The organism is Shewanella metallivivens, assembly GCF_028750675.1.
Taxonomy (GTDB): domain Bacteria; phylum Pseudomonadota; class Gammaproteobacteria; order Enterobacterales; family Shewanellaceae; genus Shewanella; species Shewanella metallivivens.
The window spans coordinates 1-17,436 of sequence record NZ_JAQQPZ010000005.1; the positions used below are offsets into that span (position 1 = coordinate 1).

A 17,436-nucleotide genomic window follows, 5' to 3' on the forward strand; every position below is an offset into this window, starting at 1 on the left:
ATCGATATTGTCTTAATGGACGTGCAAATGCCCATCATGGATGGATTAACGGCATCACGTCTGCGCCGCGAACTCGAAAAAAACCAGCAATTAACACGTATGCCCATTATTGCATTAACGGCGAGCGTACTGCCTGAAGATAGGCTTGCGGCTATAGATGCCGGCATGGACGGCTTTGCCAATAAACCCATTGATATAGCCTTGTTAAATAATGAAATAGCGCAAGTATTAAAGCTTGATACCAATATAAACATACCTGAATCAACGGCAATAACTGCAGAACCCACACAAGTGGTTAACGAGCAAAAAGGCATGAGCTTGTGGGGCGACAAAGCCACACTAGTGAAAGAGATCAGCGGCTTTAACGTCAAACAACAGCATTGTATTACCGAGTTAACACAGTTAATTGCTGAAGATAACTGGCGAGCAATACAGGCACAGATCCACGGATTAAAAGGTTTAGCCGGTAATTTAGCACTGCCGCAATTAACCCGCTTACTCACCGATGCTGAACGGATCGCGATGATAAAGTCTGCAAAAGACTTACTGGCAATCTTACCCAATATTGAACACGCATTGAGCAAGGTAAATGACTATGTTCAGCAACAACAGATAGTCCCTGAAAACATCGATAAAGCGCAACAAGAAATCTGCTTCAACCCCATTAAGTTGAAACAGATTATCAATCGAATACGCCTTGCAGCTAAAGATAACGAATACAATGAGGCCGATCTCAACTCATTGATGGCAAGTACGCCTTCTGCGTATCGCCTTAAATGTATATCAATACAGCACGCCTTAGACGATTTTGAATTTGAACAAGCATTAATTGAACTCGATAATCTCGACGCGCACATTAATGCACAGTAACAAGAATTGAGCAGATGATATTTAACCGACAAGACAGTAAACAAACCATCCTGATTGTGGACGACGAGCCAGCAAACCTTAGAGTACTAAAAAAAATGCTCGAGGAACAATACCGCCTCATTTTTGCTAAAAGTGGTGAAGAAGCATTGCGCTTAGTGCAACGTGAACTTCCAAACCTAATTTTGCTAGATGTCATGATGCCAGGCATGACGGGGTTTGAAGTTTGCGAACAACTCAAAGCAGACATGCTTAGCAAAGCCGTACCGGTTATTTTTGTCACCGCACTGAATGATGAAGTAGATGAGGCCAAGGGATTTGAGGTGGGTGCAGTTGATTACATCACCAAGCCAGTGTCACCTGCAATCGTTAAAGCGCGAGTGCGAACACACCTATCACTGGTGCAGGCAGACGATTTACGCCGTACTCGTTTACAAGTCATTCAACGCTTAGGCCGTGCATCAGAGTACAAAGACAATGAAACAGGCATGCACATTATGCGCATGAGCCATTATTCAAAAATCATTGCTCTTGCCTATGGTTTATCTGATTTTGCCGCAGACAATTTACTCCACGCAGCGCCTATGCACGACATAGGTAAAATCGGCATTCCAGACAGTATTATGCTTAAGCCAGGTAAATTGACCGACGAAGAATTTACCATCATGAAGACTCATCCTGAAATTGGTGCAGAAATTCTCGGTGATTCTGATTCCGATTTAATCGCATTGGCTAAAGTGGTGTCCCTCACCCACCACGAAAAGTTCGATGGAAGCGGATATCCTAAAGGCTTAAAAGGTAAAGAAATTCCTATAGAAGGTCGCATTGTGGCCATTGCCGACGTATTTGACGCGCTCACCAGTAAACGCCCTTACAAGGAAGCCTGGACCGTCGAGCAAGCCATGGACTTTATTGAAAGCCAAAGCGGTATTCACTTTGACCCAGATTTAGTGGTGTTAATGCAACAATGTCTGCCCAGTATTCTGTACATTAAACAACGCTGGCAAGATTAATAAGGTCATGTCGATACCTTATAAGTTAACGCATCAACTAATGGAAACACAGTGCCACAAAGGGCAAGTTTTACACGCGATTAAGCTGTGGCTCTTGCTCATTTAACTGATTTTTGGAAAGGGTTAAGTATTACCCGAAATCAATTTCTTGCCTAAACACGTGTAAATTCTTGCTTGAATCGAGCATCTTAAGGTTAATTGAGTGTAAGTGTCTAATAAATTCCATTTTCATTTATTATGTGACCAATCAGAGACACTCAGACAGTTCAGTTTGAGGCGCATTGTTGACACAATGGTTATTCCGCGACAAAGAAATGGACTGTCAGAGCGTCTCCTAYATGACAGGTTTCTTCGCCTACAATCCTATTACTTGCCTATAAGGCACAGAGCAGCCTGATAATGAGTGGATTAGGTATACAAGTTCATGGGCTTAACAATTGCCACGATTTATGCTTTGTTTAACATTATAGAATCCACTGGTGTCTCTGGGTTTGGCAAGGCCCATATGCTATTTCTTTCACCTTGATATGCTCTTTTTTTAGTTTTAAGAAAACAATAAAAGAACACAGCTGAAAATAACAATGCTATCCCCTCAATCGCCAAACTTGAAAATATTATAGGTTGTATTAATCCTATACTCGGAAACAATAAAGCTACAACCGAAGTTAACGGGATCAATAAACACGTTACAAATAATATAAATTGTAAATCAATCGCACTTTTAGCCGCTCCTCGAATAAAACTGTATATAAAGGCACTAATAAAACAGACGTAATAACACCAAAGGTAATGAGTGTTAACCTCTGACCCAACTAGATATAACCATTTGCTGATTAATAACGTTATCACAACGGCCACCATTGAACCTAAGCAGACACCAATAGTAAGCGACGCCATGATACGGCTAGATTGACTTTGTTGAGGTTGCTTTTTACGACGTTTTTCCAGCCAAAGTAAGTTACCACTGTAAAATATAAAGGCTCCTAACAACCCTAAAACGAAATACACCCAGCGCCCTAAATCACCAGCAAACCCACCAAAGTGTAATGAAAAAAATCCGGCCACGATGGGTATATATATATCTTCATCACTCAATGGAATACTGCTGTAATTTACTTTAAAAGTATATGGATTCATGTAAATAAAATCACCCGAACTCACTCTCATCATTTCATGTTGATTAATAATAGTGATTCCAACACTAGGGTTTGCTGATGATAAATTTGAAAACGCCATTGATTCAATTTTATACCCTTCAGCAATATCATCAATTTTGTTAAGGTAACTCGAAATAGGCGGGAGTTGTTCAACAGTATATTCAATTGAGGGCTTATCTCTTATTTCAAACATCGGTTCGTCACCATAAACAAGGCTTAAACCGCCATAGAAAAAATCATGAAAAGCGAACACAATAACTGTCCAAGCGATAATCAAATGAAATGGTAAACTAATGATACCTACTAAATTATGACTATCAAGCCACAGTCGATTACTGCCTTTATGTGGTCTTAATGCAAAAAAGCTTTTAACTAACGTCGGCAATAAAATAACAACACCAGAAACTAATGCTAGAAAATATAAAACGGATGCGACACCTAGAATTAACACACCTACATCTTCATGCCCCGCTTTACCGGGTATGCCTGCGGTTCGATGGAGCATGTCAATTAACTCACCCAACTCATTTGTTGGATTAACTTGAGTGATTAATTGACCGTCCGCGGATAGCGTTGCATGTTGCATCACATTATCGAGTGCCAACTCTCGACCGCCACCGTGTTCAAACCAAGTTAATGGTGACAAGTGCTCATTAAAGTTAACAGTAAAGCTTTGTCCTGCTTTAGAAAATTGGGATGAAGCTTGTTGTATCAGTTTGTCGAATTTCTCAATAGGGATCTGTGCTAACTGGTGACTCGCAGGTGTAGCCCAGTGAGTGATCTCATGCTTAAACATGGTTAGCGAGCCAGCATAAAAGCCAATAAATAGCACTAATCCCGCAATGATGCCGGTCCAAGTATGAATCGACTGATAGGTGCGTAAAATATCTCCACGAACTCTCATGACAACCACCTTAAGATGAAAAAAACACCATAAACAACGGCATTTACAGAGAGTAAATAAACAACCGCATTAAAACCGGTTTTAAATAAATAACTCAATGATAAAACCAAGATCCAAATAGGGCAGATCATCCACATGTTAAATTGAACTTTTACTGGCGCATCAATTCCGCCATAACCATACCAAGCAAAAATGCCGACAATGCCATAAGCCAACATTAAACCTAAGAGAAGTCCCGCAAGCGTTTTACTCCACCAATGCGGCTGTATCTTTTCATTAGCTGATAACCTGACCATTATTGACTACCTTTAACATGAAATAAGTGATTAAGGCTTAATAGAGGGATAACCGTAAGGGCGATAATGATTGTCAATATCCAAATAAAAATCGCGGCACTCACCACAAACAAAGAAAGCCATAAAAATAAGGATATGCTCCAACATAAAAGGGTTACCCACCTCCAATATTTAACCAATGGCTTCGTCATTAAGTTCTGATTTTTGTTGGTGAGATAAAGAACTGCCGCACCTGTAAATGTCAACAGCAATGATAAAAATGTAAACATCGATATAAACCTTTAAATAAATAACAAACCATGAATATCTGCCGCGAATAAATGATTTATTCGCGGCAAATTAATCGTTGGATAATGTGTATTAAACGATATTTAAATACTCATTTTTACTTTTACCGCAAAAGTACGAGGCTCACCAATGCGTAATGCACCGTATGCATCACCAACGGCCCAAAACTCTTTATCAAACAAGTTATCTACAGAGCCAATAATCGTTAACGACTTATCATAAAGTGTAGTGTTGTAGCTTGCCCCTGCATAAAATAAGTTATAAGCAGGTAACTCCCAATTATTATTGGAATCCAGTGTTGTTTTTCCAAAATGTTTAGCGCCTAAATTAACCGCTAAGCCCGGTATCGCATCAAAGTCATAATTAGTTTGTATCGTAAATTGCTCGTTAGGTGTACCAGCAACATCATTACCTTCCACTGCACTATTGGTTTTATCGTATGTCGCATCTAACAACATTAAATCGCCATATAAAGATAAATTATCGGTCACTTCCCATGCTGCACTAAATTCAAAACCTTGGTAAATACTCAGTCCATCCTGAATAAGGTAGTTATCATCCGTGACCAATGTTGCACCACGTTCAATACGGAACAGTGCAGATGTCATTGACCAACCGTCACCTGCGGTTTTAACCCCTAATTCATATTGCAGGCTTTCTAAAGGTGGCAATAATTCATCAGCATTGGCATACGTCTCACCCACATAGGAAGTCGTACCTTCAAATGATTCAACATAGCTAACATAATAGGTTGTATTCGTATCAGGCTTGTACATTAATGCCGCAGTAGGAGTCACGGCGCTGTCTTCATTATATGCTTGATATGAAGAGAAATACTCGCTTGGAGTGTGCTCAATTTGAGTGCCCCTAATACCTAATAACACTTCCCATTCGTCAGTAAGCGATATAAAGTCACTAACATAAAAAGACTCTTGTTTATCAGTCCAAGCCAGCGATAAATTATCTTCTAAGGTTGAATTATAAGCGGGTAAATCGACTGGGTCGTAAAGATTATCGGTGCCATAGCCCCAAGTCACTTTGCGGTCAGGGTCATTTCGGTAGGTAGTCGACTTTTGATAAGACGCGCCAACTAATAAACTGTGACTTATGCTGCCAGTGTCAAATTCGCCATTAACTTGCACCTGTACTTGGTCATAATTAACATCAAAATATTGGTCATATAAGGCAATATCGATGTCGCCGGTGGAACTTTCTAAATACGCTAAGGTTTTTACCCAACGAGTTTCATTTTTAGAATAGTCATACTCAAAACGAACACTCCACGTTTCATCAATGTCCCAATTTAAGCTCGTAAGTGCCACGATATTTTTATAATCATCAAAGGTACCTTCAGGGGCAATGCTACGAGTACCACTTACAGTATCAGGCAATGATTCACTACTATCTAAATTATTGCTCATGGTTGTCCATGAGTTTTCAGTTAAACGGTCACTGTAAATAACATCAACGGTCCAATAAAGAGAATCGGTGAGTTGCGCATCAAACGCTAATGAGGCGGTTTCACGATCAATGGTGCCATTTTCTAAATAAGTGTCACCTTCTTCTTTAACTAAATTAACTCTAATACCATATTCATCATATTCGCCTATCCGAGTACTGGCATCGACATGCCCACTGAAGACACTGTCACTGCGCAAACCAAAATCAACAATAAGTTGATCTTCTTTGGCTTTTTTAGTGACATAATTCACTACCCCACCTGGTGCAGCCATACCATACATGAAACCAGAAGCCCCCTTTAGTAAGGTGACTTGTTCAAAAGCTTCATAAGGTAATTCGCCACTAAAATTATTAATAGACATGCCATTTATTTTAAAGCTATTGGTATAATCTAATGGCAGACCACGCACCCGAATAGTCGAACCAAAGGTGCTATATGCGCTACCATCAACTGATACTGAAGCTTCTCGGCTAAAAAGACTATCTAAGGTATTTACCTGCCGAATTTCCATATCTTCAAGAGAAATCACATCGACCGAAAAAGGGGTTTCTAATAACGTTTTATTGCCTAACGCCCCCCCATTATTACCAGCGCTTAGCTCTGTCAATTTATGACCGACAACACTGATCGATTCAATGTCATTATTATGTTGTTCAACGTCATCCTCTGCGGTCTCTGCGTAACTGTTTAGAGACAATGCACAAGCACATAAAGCAGCTAATTTGTTTTTTGAAAAGTTTAAACCATTGTTTATCATCGAATATCCTATTTAGTATTTATAAAAAAATACACCTCTAAATAGATGTTTGCTTACTCGTTCAACATCACAAGATGAAAAAACTTTAATACTAACGATAATCGTTATCAATATTATTTACATTAAGAATGTAATCTTTACTTTACTAAAGGCGGATGATGAAAATTAAAGCCGCAAAAGAGCGAACTTCAACCAATAAATAAAAGCGGAAAACGTAAACCACGAACCGATTTACGTCGTATCAGTAACACTACCTATAACAGAGTGCCTTCAATGTTTTCATTTTTAAAGTCAGACCCAATCAAAAAACTGCGTAAAACCTACGATCAAAAGCTTGAACAAGCCATGCAAGCACAGCGTAAAGGCGACATTAAAACCTACTCACTATTAACCGCTGAGTCAGAAAACATTTGGCAGCAGATTGAAGCGCTAGAAAAATCGAGCACATAAGTTAACGATAAAGTGAAAAACTGGCTATATTTTGAAATACTGCAGTCTCGCTCAAAGAATGATAACCATGGGGTCGGTCTGCAAAAATCGTCTACGTTGGCTCAGGTCAAGGTTTACTATAAAAGACAGCGGCAAATGACATTTCATTAAATTAATATGAGCAATTTGTGAACAAGCATAGAGAATAAATGTCCCATAAGGCTTATGCTAAAGCCCTGATCGATTGCTAGCTTGAGGACAACATTATGTGGTGGCGTGTCATCATTATTACCTTAGCCTTTTTATTGTTAGGTGCGCACTTTGTTCGCTTTAGTCAAACTGAGTGGGCCATCATCGCTTGTGTCATGCCATTGTTGATGTTTATCCGTCACAATATCATCAACCAATTATTAAAGTTTACCCTACTGTTAAGTGTTATTTTTATCTGGGCGGTCACGACTTTTAACTTTATAGACATGCGCATGACTTTATCTGAACCTTGGCTCAGACTGGCAATGATTATGGGTGGGGTGATGATATTTACTTTGTTTGCTGCGTTTTGTACCGATGGCTTAAACCAACGATTACGCCATTAATTGGCTCATTAACGCTTTGGCATCAGCCATTTTTTAATACTGACTCTACGGTAAAGCAGTAATCCAACAAACAGCGCAATGTAAATGCTCGGCTCAATAATTTCAGACTTTACTGACCAATAAAAATGAACCGGTGCCAACAGTGCAACCACATAAATCCAATTGTGGAGTGATTGCCATTGTTTGCCCATTTTGCGCTTAACCTTATTCGGTGATGTGAGCGCAAGCAAAGTCACAATGATCAACGCGGCAGCACCCACTAAAATGTATGGCCGTTTAACCACTTCCTCAAACAACAATCCCCATGCAAACAACAAATCTAAGCTAATAAATGCAGCAATGTGCAATAGTGCATAGGCAAACACATACAAGCCCACTAAACGTCGTGTTTGTATTAACGCAGCCAACTTAACGCGTTTCGCAATGGGTGAAATCAATAACGTGGCAAGCAAGCTATTTATCGCCCCCATGCCGGTGTAATGGATAATATATTGCACCGGATCGCCACCCGCATTGTCAGTCATCACAAGTGTAATAAGGTACAAAGCCGGAAATAAAAATACTATGTGCAGCACAACCTTAAGCCAAAACACACCTTGAGGGCTTAAACGCATTAGTAAAACTTCCTTAAATCCATGTTTTTATATAAATCTGCGACAAACTCACCGTAACCATTAAACATTTGCGTCGGAATACGCTTAGCCGAAAACAACCCGCCCTCACCAATGCTACGTTCGCTTGCTTGCGACCAGCGAGGATGATCAACCTCTGGGTTTACGTTGGCATAAAAGCCATATTCATGTGAGGCTAATTGGTTCCAGCTCGTTGGTGGCTGCTTATCCATGACACGAATTCGCACCACAGATTTAATGCTTTTAAAACCGTATTTCCAAGGTACAACTAAACGGATCGGTGCGCCATTTTGTGGCGGTAAGGTTTTACCATACAAACCCACGGCTAAAAAAGGTAATTCATTCATCGCTTCTGCAATCGTTAAACCTTCAACGTACGGATAATGAATACCGCCGCCCATTAAACGGCTTTTTTGCCCTGGCATTTGCTCGGGGTCAAATAAGGTTTCAAATGCCACATGGGTGGCATTGTGTTTCACGCCCGCTTCTTTTAATAATGCGGCCAGAGAAAAACCTACCCAAGGGACAACCATCGACCATGCTTCGACACAACGTAATCGATAAGTTCTTTCTTCAAGAGCAAAACGCTTTGTCAGTGCTGCTAAATCAAGGGTAATGGGCTTATCAACTAGTCCATCAATCACCAATGTCCATGGATCGACGTTAAAACCTTGGGCGTTGTCATAAGGGTCAGACTTACCGGTACCAAATTCATAAAAGTTATTGTGGCGTGTGACTTTATCTTCGGGTGTTTTCACATCAGGCAGCACAAACTGACGCGGCACAGAATAATTTAAGCTTTGGGTGGTAAACGCATTCTTAGCTTGTTGTTCACCAAATAAATCAAATATGCCCGCTTGTACTTGCCCAGGCAAACTGGCGCCTAACGCACCTAAACCTAATACCTTAATAATATTACGGCGGTCATTAAATACAGATTCAGGCGTGACATTGTTGTCTGCGACATGCCATGGAGCCCGTTGTAATATGCCTTGAGTAAATCGATTTTTACGCGCCATAAATCACCTCTTAAAAGCCTATTATTTAGTTATTTTTACCATCTGTCATGAATAGACAGGTAAACTGATGTTTTTATTTCAAATGACTTAAAAATACTTGCTAACGTTTTTTAACAAAAGCCTGATATCACTAACAATACGCCTTTACCAATGGATTAGTTTTAAATTTAATCATTAACAATAAAAAATCATTAATTCCTTATTTTGCCTCTTGCAGGCAATTATTAGCCGTGCGACCCTTAGCCATTATTTTCTATCGGTTTTTGTTATGCCTTTTGCTGTGTCGTTAACTCCTCCTCAAATTGCTGCGCTGATTGCGGTTGCGTTTCTTGCCTTTTTGATAGGTGCTCTAATCAATCAACGCTTAACCCGCCAACGCTGGGAACAACTAAAACAACAACATGAGCAAGAAAACCTCACATTAATCAACGAAGCCCATGCAGAAGTGTCGAGATTGCAAGATATGCTCGACGATAAAATTGATCACAGTAATCACCTGCAAAATAAAATCGAAAGCTTGATTTCACAATTGTCGACAGCAGAAACCAAAGCCGACCGTGTTTATACCGTTGAACAGCAATTAGTCGATGCTCAACATCGCCTAATGGAGTCACAACTGAACTTAGCCAAATCAAATGCAATACAACAAACTATATTGGTTAAAGCCGAGACTGAGCAAAAATCCTTACAAGACAAAATCGCTTTACTCGAATCAGCAGAAGAGCGGCTTAAACTGCAATTTGAAAACTTAGCTAACCGTATTTTTGACGAACGTAGCGAGAGCTTTAAACAGCAAAACGTCTCACAAATGGACGGTGTACTTGGCCCGTTAAAACAACAACTTGAGGGTTTTAGACGTCAAATTCATGAGTCGTATACCCATGAGCAATCTGAACGCAGCGCGTTAAAACACCAGTTAGATCATCTGCGCGAACTTAATTTAAAAATGAGCCAAGATGCTATCAATCTCACCAAAGCATTAAAAGGTGATAACAAGCAACAAGGCAACTGGGGCGAAGTGATTTTAGAGCGCGTATTGCAAGAAAGCGGCCTGCGTGAAAGTCATGAATACCAGATACAACAAGATTTAAAAGACGATAACGGCAAACGTTTTAAACCTGATGTCATCGTCCATTTACCAGAACAAAAAGATGTGGTCATTGACGCAAAAATGTCGCTTGTGAGTTACGAGCGTTATTTTAATAGCGAAGACAAAGACATCCGTGAGCAAGCCATCAAAGAACACGCACTGTCGATTAGGCAGCACATCAAAGGCTTGAGTCAAAAGGACTATCACAAACTGCATGGGCTTAAGAGTCTTGATTATGTATTGATGTTTATTCCTATTGAGCCAGCCTTTTTGTTAGCCATTGAATACGATCCAAGCTTGGTTAACTTTGCCCTAGAACATAATATTATGCTGGTGAGCCCAACCAATTTATTAGTGGCCTTGCGGACCATTAACAACATTTGGCGCTATGAGTATCAAAACCAAAATGCCCAAAACATTGCCAAACAAGCCAGTCGAATTTACGACAAGCTTTGCGGCTACTTAGAAGACATGGAAAAACTTGGCCGCGCATTAGACAGCGCAGAAAAAAGTTATCAAAACGCCATGTCAAAATTGTCATCAGGTAAAGGTAACCTCATTAGACAAGCACACTTCATGCAACAACTAGGTGTCGACACCAGCAAGCAACTCGATAAACAATTGTTAAACCGCGCGTTAGACGAGTCAATTGAAGATGCCGATGATGAAACAGATGCGCAATCAGTACAGAATTAATCTTTATTTAATTAAGGCACGCAATAGTAACCCATAGGCGTAAGTCAACCGTACAAACACGAAATATTGAGGCGGAGATTCTCTTTTAAATGCGTAACACTTGGGCTAAAAAACTGATTACTGGTGCATTGATTTTATCAGCACCCTTGGCTTTTATGGGCCAAGCCAGCGCGTTAACCGCGCAGCAGCAAACCTATCTTGACGCCCGCAAAGCACTAGACAACAAACAGCTGGGCCAATATCAAACATTACGCAATAAATTAGCGGATTATCCGCTCACCGTTTACCTTGACTACCATGCTAAAATGGATAGCATTGTGCAATTATCTGGCAACGCTGCGCTCAGCGCAATTAACCAGTTTGATACCACTCCTTTGTACAATAATCTTCGTTATCGTTACCTGCTCAATGCGGGTAAAAAGCAGCGTTGGCATGATTTTTTGGTGATTTCTCCAGATACACCGAACGACATTCGCCTACAATGCTATTACTACCAAGCGCAGCTTGATGCAGGTAATAAAGACATGGCCTATAAAGGTATTGAACGTTTATGGGTGCACGGTTACTCACGCCCAAATGAATGCGATCCCGTATTTGATATATGGACAAAAGCGGGTTATCGCACTCAAGAAGTGATTTGGCAACGTATGCTACTGAGCTTTAATGCGGGGCAAACCAGCCTATTGAGTTATTTATCGAATAAAATCACCCAACATAAAACCCAGGCTAACTTATTGATGTCGGTGTATCGCGACCCCAATATATTGCGCCACATGAATAAGTTTGACAGTTCAAAACCCATTATCGGCGATATTGTCGATGTGGGATTACGTAAACTTGCCCGAAAAGACTTACATCAAGCTATCAAATTGTATGTAAGGTACCAAAAAGCCAATCGTTTTAGTGACTTTGAAGCACGTCAGCTTAATCGTTATTTAGTGCGCAGAGCATTAATAAAACAAGACTCTCAACTGGTCGGCCATATCGACAACATGTTGCCATTACTGGCATCTGACGACTTATACGAAATGCGATTGCGCTGGGCACTGCGCGAGCTTGACTACCGCACAGTCGACACCTATTTGGGGTTATTAAGCGACCAAGGTAAAGCCAATCCACGCTGGCTTTACTGGCAGGCAAAAATGATGGCACGCAAAGATAAAACCAAATCCACAGAGTTACAGGCGGCGTTAAGTCGTCAGCGGAATTTTTATGGTTTTAGTGCAGCACAAGCATTAGGTAATCCACTGTCAATGAACAATGACAACCTTGCATCTAATCCAGAACTACAAGCTAAACTACATCAAGACAAAGGCCTTGCTCGTGTGATTGAGCTCATGGCATTAGACAAAATTATCGACGCTCGAAACGAATGGGTTTACCTGATGCGCCGACATAATAATGACATGACTGGACAATATGGATTGTACGCGCTAAAGCAGGGGTGGCATGGATTTAGTGTTGAATCGAGTATCCAAGGCAAATTATGGGACTCGTTAGTACTGCGCTTCCCGCTTGCTGCCAATGATGAGTTTGTTGAGGCCAGTAAAAAGTATAATGTCAATATTGATGAAATTAGAGCGATATCTCGCCGCGAAAGCGCATTTTATCCCTATGCAACATCAGGCGTTGGCGCCCGGGGGTTAATGCAATTAATGCCTGCAACCGCCAAACAAACCGCTAAAAAGAACAAAATACCATTTAAACAGGTTAAAGACTTATACGACCCTAAAGTCAACATCATGTTAGGCAGTGCTTATTACAGTGAATTGCTTAAACAGTTTGACCAAAACAGAGTCTTAGCCACAGCCGCCTACAACGCAGGCCCAGGCAGCGTACGTCGTTGGCTTAAAGCTTCAAATGGTACCTTAGATGTAATGACATTTATTGAAACCATTCCGTACACCGAAACCCGTGAGTACGTTCAAGCCGTATTAAGTTATAGGATGATTTTTCAACAAAAAGATCAATCAACCAATAGCATGTTTAGCCCTAAAGAACTGAGCTATCGATACTAGCTTTAGATGTGCTCTCAGGGTAACGTATCAGATTGATGAGCGACGTTGTCATCAATCTGCAAACCACCAATTAGCTAAAACCTCTATCGTTAGAGGTTAATATACTGGGAGCGTTCGTGTCGCAATCAACTATCGAAACCTTAATCTCACAGCTTGGTAAAGTATTATTAGGTAAGCCTGAACAAATTAAACTTGCGGTAACCTGTATTCTGGCAAAAGGTCATTTACTGATTGAAGACCTACCTGGCATGGGAAAAACCAGTTTATCTCAAGGCATCGCCAGTAGCCTAGGCATGAGCTACCAACGCATTCAGTTTACCAGCGACATGTTACCAGCAGACATTCTTGGGGTGTCAATTTACAGCAAAGAGCAGCAACAGTTTGTGTTTCATAAAGGGCCGGTATTTAACCAAATGCTGCTTGCCGATGAAATCAACCGTGCCAGCCCTAAAACCCAAAGCGCGCTGCTGGAAGCCATGGCTGAGCAGCAAATCACGATTGATGGTATTACTCATCACTTAAGTTCACCCTTTTTTGTCATCGCGACCCAAAACCCATTAGATCAAGCTGGTACGTTCCCGCTGCCCGAATCACAGCTTGATCGTTTTATGATGCGAATTTCGATTGGCTACCCAAGTCATGAAGCCGAATTGGCCATGCTAAAAACCCACACCCAAGCCACCAAACAAGCGGCATTAGCGCAATGCATCACACCACAAGAGTTGTTATTACTTCAACAACAAGTGGCACAAGTGTCAGCGTCAGATGCGGTGCTTAATTACCTTATTGCCTTGGTCGATTTTTCACGCCAGCACGATGTTGCCAGTGGTTTGTCGCCAAGGGCCAGTATTGCCCTATTGCAAGCAGCCAAAGCATGGGCATTTATTCACCAACGCCAATATGTAGTACCCGAAGACATACAAGCGGTATTTGCCTCCGTTGCTGAGCATCGTATTCGCAGTAGTAGCCAGTTCCAGGGTCAGGCGCTGTCTGACACGATCCTGGCCAGTGTTAACCCCATTCGCTAACGCCAAGGGCAACCGTTAACATGAGCAAACACCACGCCAACAAAGCTCAGTCAGGTTATAACAAACCTTCGTGGCTGCAACGCCTTATTCCTGCGTCACTATCTAAACGTTGGGACCGTTGGCTCACTAGGCGTTTACCGCCTCAAAAGCACATCACCTTAAACCATCGCAGCATTTTTATTTTGCCCAGCGGCTTTGGTTTATTTTGGATGGGGCTGATTGTGCTGCTCTACTTATTTGGCACAAACTACCAAAACAATTTAGTGATTGCTCTAAGTCTATTGTTAGCTAGCGTATTCCATACGTGCATTATTTATAGCTACAAAAACCTTGCAGGGCTCAGTTTTAATGCCGTCAATCCGCCCATTGCCTATGCAGGAGACGACAGTCCATTTCCTATCATGCTAACCGGTCACACACGCAATAAACACAGTGACACCACTCATCAACAAATTTGTTTGCAGTTTAGTCACCAGCGTCATGTTCGCTTAAAACACATGGAACAACAATCCGTGGCAACCGTACCATTTGAGCATCCTAAACGTGGGCACTTAAATCCTGGGCGCATTAAAGTGTCGTCCAACTTTCCATTAGGCTTGTGCCGCGCATGGTCATATGTCGACCTTGATATTCATCATGTGATATTTGCCAAACCCGAAGCCTGTGACATTGTACTCTCTAGCCAAGTGAGTGATAGCGACAGCCAATATGAGCACGGCAAATTACGCCCAGGTGTTGATGATTACAAAGGCTTGCGCGCTTATGTACCGGGAGAGTCACTTAAACAAGTCGCTTGGAAACAATGGGCCCAAGACAAAGGCATGTTGTCAAAAGAATTTGCCGAGCCAGAAGGTTTACCCGTCTGGCTTTCGTTAGCCCAAACCAGTGGTAAAGATCTTGAACAACAACTCAGTCGCCTTGCCTGGCAAGTCGATAAACTCAGCCAAACCCAACAAATTTTTGGTTTAGTACTTGGAAGCACCGTCATTAATCAACACACAGGCGAAGCTCATCGCATAGCTTGCCAAACGGCAATTGCAACCTATCAAGCCTATGGCCGCATCAATCCTCACTTTACCCCAAGCTCGGCTAACATCGATGCAGAGGCGACATCATGAAAGATAATTTTGACGCCATCATCAGCCGTAACACCCTATTTTGGTTACTCGTGACCAATGTCGCTGTATTAAGTCCACTCTATGAAAAAGCCACACTGTGGAGCATCGGCATCTGTGCTATTTGCTTCGTATGGCGAGTCGGGATTTACCTTGGAAAAGTGGCCGCGCCGCCTAAGATATTAGTCACATCATTAGCCATTGGCGCAGCCATCACCCTCGCCTTAGTGTCATCTGAAATTGGCTTACTTAACGCGTTAGTCAATTTGCTGATTTTAGGATATGCCCTTAAATACATTGAGATGCGCGAGCAGCGAGATGTTAAAGCCATTGTATTGGTTGGGTATTTTTTGATTGCGCTTACCTTGCTAGACCAACAAGGCATGCTCAATACCTTGCATTTATTGGCTGTGGTAGTCATTAACACCGGTATTTTAATCAGCGTATACCAAGACAAATCCAACAAATTCGCCAACCTTGGCTTTAGCGTTAAAATCATCATACAAAGCCTACCCCTAGCCATTTTATTATTTGTGGTGTTTCCACGCTTAGGTCCTTTATGGTTAGTGCCCAACATGAAATCGGCTACCACAGGCTTATCTGATGAAATGTCTTTTGGCGATATCAGCAAATTAACCCGCTCAGCAGATCTCGCCTTTAGGGTTGGCTTTGAAAATCTAGACGGCAGCACCACAGGCCCATCAAACCAGGATTTATACTGGCGCACCTTGGTAATGGAAAACTACGATGGCAAAACATGGCGCCAAGATCCCAGCATCAAAAATTTACAACGTCAGGCATTTTTTCAAAAACCACAACGCGATAAAGCCTTACAGAGTAAGCAAAATCGTAAAATTGATTACATTGTCATTAGCGAACCCAGCCATCAAAAGTGGTTGCATGGCCTCGATGAAGCCTTTAGTGAAAACAATCAAGTGGTTGAATTACCAGACTACCGTTTATATTCGCTTAGACCTGTCGATCAGCGCATGAGTTATCGCGTAACCTCATATCCAGACAGCATCATGGAGCCTACATTAAAAGACAACACCAAAAAATTAAATTTGACATTACCTTCCAACAGTAATCTAAAAACCCAAGCTTTAGCACAGCAGTTTGCGCAAGAATATCCCGATCCACAGGCACGTTTAAATGCCATGATGAATTACTTTGCCGAGCAAGCCTATTATTACACTTTGAGCCCACCACCCGTTGGCGAACAGCAAATTGATGACTTTTTATTTGAAAATCGCGCTGGTTTTTGTGCGCATTACGCCTCAGCAATGGTGTTTATGGCCCGAGCAAGCGGCCTACCTGCACGTATGGTCACCGGTTATCAAGGTGGCGAATACAACCCACAAGCAGGTTACTACAGCATTTATCAATACATGGCCCATGCTTGGACAGAAGTGTGGCTAGAAGGCAAAGGTTGGCAACGATTTGACCCCACCGCCATGATTGCACCGCAGCGAATTTTAGATGGTTTTGACGCCACATTTGACAGCCAAAGTAGCTACCTGCAAGACAGTCCGTTTAGCACGTTAAGGATGAAACAATATCCTTGGCTTAATGAATTACGTCAGCAATTGTCTAGCCTCGATTACTATTGGAGCGTGTGGGTACTGGGCTTTGATGAAGAACGTAAACAGCAAGTGTTATCTAAACTGCTAGGGGATGTTACCAGTAGTAAAATTGCCTTAATGATGATTTTTAGCTTTATCATCATCGCCTTAGTGATCGGTTACTATGCCGGATTATTTAGTCAAAATACTCAACAAGATCCGCTGAACAAACGTTATCAATTGCTCTGTCAGCGTTTAGCTAAACGAGGTATACCGCGCCCACAAGGCCAAGCGCCACAAGATTACGCTAACGATGTAGTGGCACGTCTCAGTGACAAGCATCCACGTTTAGCGGCCGACTTTAACGCACTAAGCCAGGCCTTTATGGCAATCAAATATCAACCGCTGACGCCAGAACAAAGCCAGCAACAACAGCAGCAATTTATGCGCTTATACCGCAAATTACGACTCCGTTTATTGCGCAGTTAATCCTCAGCACTGGTTAAA

The 17,436-nt window shown here is 41.6% G+C and carries 14 protein-coding genes; 9 read left to right on the top strand and 5 right to left on the bottom strand.

Annotated features, from left to right (window positions below; all coding sequences use genetic code 11):
- A partial coding sequence (locus PQR79_RS08130) for a response regulator (RefSeq protein ID WP_274408443.1) occupies nucleotides 1-870 on the top strand: 870 nt, incomplete at its 5' end.
- A 14-nt stretch (nucleotides 871-884) separates the two neighbouring features.
- Entirely contained in the window at nucleotides 885-1,880 is a 996-nt protein-coding gene (locus PQR79_RS08135) for a response regulator (RefSeq protein WP_303648408.1), read from the top strand.
- 447 nt (nucleotides 1,881-2,327) lie between these two features.
- On the opposite strand, the gene PQR79_RS08140 is transcribed toward PQR79_RS08135, so the two are convergent.
- The 3 genes from PQR79_RS08140 to PQR79_RS08150 all read right to left on the bottom strand — a co-directional run bounded on the left by PQR79_RS08140 (nucleotide 2,328) and on the right by PQR79_RS08150 (nucleotide 6,744).
- Nucleotides 2,328-3,941, bottom strand: coding sequence for a PepSY-associated TM helix domain-containing protein (locus PQR79_RS08140; RefSeq protein WP_238103250.1), 1,614 nt, complete (start codon nucleotides 3,939-3,941; stop codon nucleotides 2,328-2,330).
- Nucleotides 3,938-4,237: a hypothetical protein gene (locus PQR79_RS08145; protein ID WP_238103251.1), complete on the bottom strand. Its 300-nt coding sequence runs from the start codon at nucleotides 4,235-4,237 to the stop codon at nucleotides 3,938-3,940. Before PQR79_RS08145 ends, PQR79_RS08140 begins: the two co-directional genes overlap by 4 nt.
- Before the next feature lie 371 nt (nucleotides 4,238-4,608).
- Nucleotides 4,609-6,744, bottom strand: a complete 2,136-nt coding sequence (locus PQR79_RS08150) for a TonB-dependent siderophore receptor (protein ID WP_238103252.1) — start codon at nucleotides 6,742-6,744, stop codon at nucleotides 4,609-4,611.
- A 273-nt stretch (nucleotides 6,745-7,017) separates the two neighbouring features.
- Between PQR79_RS08150 and PQR79_RS08155 the strand changes: the two genes are divergently transcribed.
- Nucleotides 7,018-7,194 (top strand): DUF6435 family protein, encoded by a 177-nt coding sequence (locus PQR79_RS08155; RefSeq protein ID WP_238103253.1) that lies wholly within the window; start codon nucleotides 7,018-7,020, stop codon nucleotides 7,192-7,194.
- 245 nt (nucleotides 7,195-7,439) lie between these two features.
- Nucleotides 7,440-7,769: a hypothetical protein gene (locus PQR79_RS08160; RefSeq protein WP_238103254.1), complete on the top strand. Its 330-nt coding sequence runs from the start codon at nucleotides 7,440-7,442 to the stop codon at nucleotides 7,767-7,769.
- Nucleotides 7,770-7,777: 8 nt separating this feature from the next.
- Here PQR79_RS08160 and msrQ read toward each other — a convergent pair whose 3' ends face one another.
- Both msrQ and msrP read right to left on the bottom strand, forming a co-directional pair.
- A complete protein-coding gene (gene msrQ / locus PQR79_RS08165) occupies nucleotides 7,778-8,383 on the bottom strand; it encodes a protein-methionine-sulfoxide reductase heme-binding subunit MsrQ (protein WP_238103255.1) in 606 nt (201 codons plus the stop codon).
- Nucleotides 8,383-9,420, bottom strand: coding sequence for a protein-methionine-sulfoxide reductase catalytic subunit MsrP (msrP, locus tag PQR79_RS08170; RefSeq protein WP_238103256.1), 1,038 nt, complete (start codon nucleotides 9,418-9,420; stop codon nucleotides 8,383-8,385). Before msrP ends, msrQ begins: the two co-directional genes overlap by 1 nt.
- A 268-nt stretch (nucleotides 9,421-9,688) precedes the next feature.
- On the opposite strand from msrP, the gene rmuC reads away from it, so the two are divergent.
- From rmuC to PQR79_RS08195, 5 genes are all read left to right on the top strand, one after another.
- The gene (rmuC, locus tag PQR79_RS08175) at nucleotides 9,689-11,206 is read left to right on the top strand and encodes a DNA recombination protein RmuC (protein ID WP_238103257.1); all 1,518 of its coding nucleotides are present in this window, start codon (nucleotides 9,689-9,691) and stop codon (nucleotides 11,204-11,206) included.
- Nucleotides 11,207-11,295: 89 nt separating this feature from the next.
- A complete protein-coding gene (locus PQR79_RS08180; RefSeq protein ID WP_238103258.1) occupies nucleotides 11,296-13,224 on the top strand; it encodes a transglycosylase SLT domain-containing protein in 1,929 nt (642 codons plus the stop codon).
- Between the two features lie 116 nt (nucleotides 13,225-13,340).
- The gene (locus tag PQR79_RS08185; protein WP_238103259.1) at nucleotides 13,341-14,252 is read left to right on the top strand and encodes an AAA family ATPase; all 912 of its coding nucleotides are present in this window, start codon (nucleotides 13,341-13,343) and stop codon (nucleotides 14,250-14,252) included.
- Nucleotides 14,253-14,272: 20 nt separating this feature from the next.
- The gene (locus tag PQR79_RS08190; protein ID WP_238103260.1) at nucleotides 14,273-15,370 is read left to right on the top strand and encodes a DUF58 domain-containing protein; all 1,098 of its coding nucleotides are present in this window, start codon (nucleotides 14,273-14,275) and stop codon (nucleotides 15,368-15,370) included.
- Nucleotides 15,367-17,418 carry a transglutaminase TgpA family protein gene (locus PQR79_RS08195; RefSeq protein WP_238103261.1) on the top strand — a complete coding sequence of 684 codons (2,052 nt, stop codon included), beginning with the start codon at nucleotides 15,367-15,369 and terminating at the stop codon, nucleotides 17,416-17,418. The genes PQR79_RS08190 and PQR79_RS08195 overlap by 4 nt, the downstream gene beginning before the upstream one ends.
- The last annotated feature ends 18 nt before the right edge of the window (nucleotides 17,419-17,436 follow it).

What these genes read in the sequence shown, in the direction of transcription:
- PQR79_RS08160 (WP_238103254.1), top strand. Translation starts at nt 7,440, where the DNA reads ATGTGGTGGCGTGTCATCATTATTACCTTAGCCTTTTTATTGTTAGGT.
- PQR79_RS08195 (WP_238103261.1), top strand. Translation starts at nt 15,367, where the DNA reads ATGAAAGATAATTTTGACGCCATCATCAGCCGTAACACCCTATTTTGG.
- msrQ (WP_238103255.1), bottom strand. Translation starts at nt 8,383, where the DNA reads ATGCGTTTAAGCCCTCAAGGTGTGTTTTGGCTTAAGGTTGTGCTGCAC.
- msrP (WP_238103256.1), bottom strand. Translation starts at nt 9,420, where the DNA reads ATGGCGCGTAAAAATCGATTTACTCAAGGCATATTACAACGGGCTCCA.
- rmuC (WP_238103257.1), top strand. Translation starts at nt 9,689, where the DNA reads ATGCCTTTTGCTGTGTCGTTAACTCCTCCTCAAATTGCTGCGCTGATT.
- PQR79_RS08155 (WP_238103253.1), top strand. Translation starts at nt 7,018, where the DNA reads ATGTTTTCATTTTTAAAGTCAGACCCAATCAAAAAACTGCGTAAAACC.
- PQR79_RS08135 (WP_303648408.1), top strand. Translation starts at nt 885, where the DNA reads ATGATATTTAACCGACAAGACAGTAAACAAACCATCCTGATTGTGGAC.
- PQR79_RS08180 (WP_238103258.1), top strand. Translation starts at nt 11,296, where the DNA reads ATGCGTAACACTTGGGCTAAAAAACTGATTACTGGTGCATTGATTTTA.
- PQR79_RS08150 (WP_238103252.1), bottom strand. Translation starts at nt 6,744, where the DNA reads ATGATAAACAATGGTTTAAACTTTTCAAAAAACAAATTAGCTGCTTTA.
- PQR79_RS08190 (WP_238103260.1), top strand. Translation starts at nt 14,273, where the DNA reads ATGAGCAAACACCACGCCAACAAAGCTCAGTCAGGTTATAACAAACCT.
- PQR79_RS08145 (WP_238103251.1), bottom strand. Translation starts at nt 4,237, where the DNA reads ATGGTCAGGTTATCAGCTAATGAAAAGATACAGCCGCATTGGTGGAGT.
- PQR79_RS08140 (WP_238103250.1), bottom strand. Translation starts at nt 3,941, where the DNA reads ATGAGAGTTCGTGGAGATATTTTACGCACCTATCAGTCGATTCATACT.